Origin of the sequence: Trebonia sp., from assembly GCF_030042015.1 — a bacterium.
GTDB lineage: Bacteria > Actinomycetota > Actinomycetes > Streptosporangiales > Streptosporangiaceae > Trebonia.
The window spans coordinates 1-2691 of the sequence record NZ_JASIAL010000444.1; the positions used below are offsets into that span (position 1 = coordinate 1).

1 protein-coding gene is annotated in these 2691 nt (G+C 72.4%); it reads left to right on the forward strand.

Going from position 1 to position 2691, the window contains the following annotated elements; genetic code table 11:
* Nucleotides 1-813: 813 nt before the first annotated feature.
* On the forward strand, nt 814-2691 hold a 1878-nt coding region (locus Q1N79_RS23980; protein ID WP_300612663.1), incomplete at its 3' end, for an AAA family ATPase.

The following is a 2691-nucleotide window of genomic DNA, read 5'->3' on the forward strand; positions in this document are numbered from 1 at the left end:
CTCGATTCCCTTCGGCGGGTCGGCGAACCACTTCCCGACGCCGTCGGCCGCCGATGGCCTGCTGCTGCTTCCGGGCATCAGCCAGGTCTTCGCCTTCACGGGTCCGGCGGGGCTGCCGCCAGCACCCCCCGCTGGCTGAGACGGCGAAGCTCTCAGCGACCAAGCCCGCCTCGGTTGAGCTTCCGGACCTCGGACCGCAAGCAGATGCATCAGTTCTGCGCTCGAACTCACGGCAGACGCCGACAATGCCGCATGAGCGGGCATTCGTCAGCGAGTGTCGACTTGCCGCTCGCTGGTACTCCGCAGATCACCAGCGCGAACGGCGGTGCGTCGCGGTAGGGCCGGCCTGAATTGCTCACGCGTATCATTGTCCCAGTCACGCCAAGCCACATCCCGCCGGGAAGCCGGTGACGTCCGCGCCGTCGGTCGTCCCGGACGGTAGCCTCACCCTCGTCACGCTGTTCGCCGTCTCCGCCTATGCCGGCGACCGAGAGGCTCACGTCCGCGAAGTCGAGCAGCACAGCGAGAAGCTGCCGGAAGACTCCTACGGCAGACGCAACCGCCAGGCCATCGCCGCCCGTGAAACCCGCGTAGCCGCCCGCCCAGCCGCGGGCAGTCTTCGCCTGTGTCCATCCCCGTCCAGGTCGGCGAGCAGCTGGCCATCGCCGTCTCGAACGAGCCGGACCGCATCAGGTCCTACCGGTGAAACGTGAAGACCTCTGCGCAACCATAGCCCGAGCCTGAGCGTGATGCCGGCGGCAGGCAGTCCAGGCCCTCGCGGCTGAGCAGGCCAAGTTCGATTACGATGGCCCGGTGCTTCCCAGATTGCGGGGCCGGGAGCCGCAGGTTGACGTGCTGCGCGGGCTGCTGGATGCGCTCGGCGCCGGGCGCGGCAGCGTTGTGCTCGTGACCGGTCCGGCAGGGGTCGGGAAGACTACGTTGCTCTCCGAGGCCGCGAGCCTCGCCCCGGACAGGGGCGTCCGGGTGTTCTGCGGTGGCGGGGATCCCGCGGCGCGGGCCGTGCCGCTCGGGGCGATTGTGGACGCCCTTGTCTCCGCCGAGGATCCGCCCGTCGATCCTGCCCGTCTGCATGACCTCAGTCAGTCTCCTGACCAGCGCCTGTGGCTGCTGCGCGAGCTGCAGGAATCCCTTGAGAAAGCCGCGCACCGGTCCCCGTTGCTGATCGTCGTTGACGACCTGCAGTGGGCGGACGCGGCCACGGCCGGTGCCGTGGTCACGCTGTCCAGGCGGCTGGCCACGCACCGGATCAGCTGGCTGCTTGCGCTGCGCGACGGGGAGCTGGCGGAGGCCGCGGGGGAAGCGGTCAGCCGGCTGAAAGCGGCGGGCGCCGCCGAGGTCCGCCTTGGCCCGCTGGATGAGGCCGCGGTCGCGCAGGTCGCGCACGACATGCTCGGCGGCGAGCCCGATGAGGCGCTGCTGCGGGTCCTTACCCGGGCTGATGGCCAGCCGTTCCTGCTGACCGAGCTGCTGAGCGGGCTGCGCGATGAACATCTTGTCCGGGTCACCGCAGGCGCCGCGGTGCTGGCAGCCGGGGCCACCCTGCCGCGCCGGTTCGTCGGCACCGTTGCCGGCCAGCTGGCGCGGCTGACCGCGCCAGCCAGGGACGCCGTGGAGATGGCCTCGGTCCTGGGGCGCAGTTTCTCCCTGGACGAGCTGGCCGGCCTGCTCGGCAGGCCGCCGCTGGAGTTGCGCGGCGAGATCCGGGAGGTTATCGCGGCGGGTCTGCTGGCCGAGGACGGGGACAGGCTGAGGTTCCGGCATGACCTGGTGCGCGAGGCGGTCGACGCCAGCGTGCCGGGAGCCGTCCGGCGCAGCGTGCGCCGGACCGCGATCGAGGTGATGCTTCGGCACGGGTCGTCGGCCGCCGACGTCGCGCAGCTGGTCATGGACGTCGCCGAGCCCGGCGATGTGGCCTCGGCCGGCCTGCTGCGGCGGGCGGCGGCGCAGATCGGGCAGGTGTCCCCGGCGGTGGCGGTGCCCTTGTCCCGGCGTGCCCTGGACCTCACCGGGCGCGGCGCCCCGGAACGCGGCGAGGCCGTCGCACAGGCCATCGACCTTCTCGTGCAGGCGGGCCGGGCCGCCGAGGCGGCCAGGCTGATGGCCTCCTCCGCGGGCGACCTCGCCGACCCGGCCGCCGAGGCGCAGGCGCGGCTGAGCATCGGCATGCTGATGACCCAGTACGCCCCTGCGACGGTCGCCGAGCAGTGCGAGGCGGCCCTGCGGCTGCCGGGCGTCCCGCCCGCGCTGCGTGTGCAACTGCTGTCGCTGATGGCCTGCGGCCTGGACATCAGCGGCGACGCGCGCGCGGCCGCCGCGCCTGTCGCGGACGCGATCGCGGAGGCGGCCGCCATCGGTGATCCCGCTGCTGGGATCGTCACCTTCGTGCCCCGGGCGCTGCTGGCCTTCGCTGAGGGCGACTGGCGGGGCGCCGTCAACCTGGCGGCCGAGGCGGTCGCGCGTGAGCACGAGGCGGAAGACCTGCGGCTGTGGCTGCCGCAGACGTGGAAGTCGCTGCTGCTGATCTCGGAGCTGCGACTGGACGAGGCACACTCGATCATCGAGGCCGGCACCCGCGAGGCCGAGAACGTAGCAAAGAACATCCGGATCTGGTCCATGCTGCGATGCCGGGCCCGGCTGTCGGCCGGGCAGCTCGCCGACGCCCGCGCCGAA